This is a genomic window from Xanthovirga aplysinae (assembly GCF_009711365.1).
Classification (GTDB): domain Bacteria; phylum Bacteroidota; class Bacteroidia; order Cytophagales; family Cyclobacteriaceae; genus Xanthovirga; species Xanthovirga aplysinae.
Genome location: NZ_SMMB01000312.1, coordinates 1 through 1,100, shown reverse-complemented (window position 1 = coordinate 1,100; position 1,100 = coordinate 1). Strand labels below are relative to the sequence as shown.

1 protein-coding gene is annotated in these 1,100 nt (G+C 33.3%); it reads left to right on the top strand.

Annotated features, from left to right (window positions below):
• Window positions 1-278: 278 nt before the first annotated feature.
• On the top strand, window positions 279-1,100 hold an 822-nt coding region (locus E1171_RS00910), incomplete at its 3' end, for an AMP-binding protein (protein ID WP_155203187.1).

Sequence of the window (1,100 nt, the reverse complement as noted above, 5' to 3'; positions counted from 1 at the left end):
CAATTTTAATTGCCATATGGCAATCTAGTATAAACCTATTTATTTGCCATTAGGCTTGGTTTGGTTACAAAATCTTACGTATCAACCTTTTTTAATTCTCAATCCTGATTAGTAGTTGTAAGTCTATTTTTGTTTAAATTATTCTTAATTGGTTGAATATTTATAAAAAAAATAATAATATTTATAAAATTAATTTACCGGAAGCCTTTTCAACTATCTCTCCAAAGGTTTTTCTTTCTTAACTAAGTATCCTTCGCCTTTATAACAAGCCTTTGTCAATGTTCAAAAAGAAGTTAATAGCATCCTCTAAAGAAAGTAATTCATTTCCTATCCTTATTAAGGACCTCTTTTATTCTTCCCTTTCCTATAATGCTGAAAATGAAATTCTGTATAAAGGAAGATTAAAGTACAGTTATGTTAATCTTAAGAAGCGCATACAAAAGCTCTCTTCTGTTTTACGAGAGGCAGGAGTAAGGAAAGGTGATTCGGTGGCTATTCTTGATTGGAATAGCCATCGTTATTTGGAATGTCTGTTTGCAGTTCCAATGATGGGGGCCAATTTGCATGTGGTCAATCTTAAGCTGTCTCCAGAAGAAATGGTTTACTCTCTGAATCACGCCCAAGATAAGGTGCTTTTGATACATGTGGATTTTATAACTCAAATTGAAAAGGTAGCTTCTCGTTTGGAAAATGTACATGAAATAATTGTTTTGGGAGATGGTAAGGCTGTACCTGAGAATAAACTAGATATATTTGGAGCCTATGAGGTTTTATTGGAAGGTGGGGAGGAGGACTTTATTTATCCAGACTTTGAAGAAAGGAATCTAGCATTGAGTTGTTTTGCTCATAATATTCCGGGTAAACTAAAAGCCCATCAATTCTCTCATCAGCAGATTGTTTCTGAGGTTTTGAAAAATGTATTTTCAAAATCAACCGATTTTTCTGGCTCATACCTTCCTCTAAGCCCTCTTTATGAACCATGGGTTAGTTCTTTTCCATATATAGCTACTTTGAAAGGAATGAAGCAGGTTTTTCCAGGGAAAACTGATGCTGAATTCTGTTTAGAATTGTTTTTAAAGGAAAAAATAAGATTTTCTCAT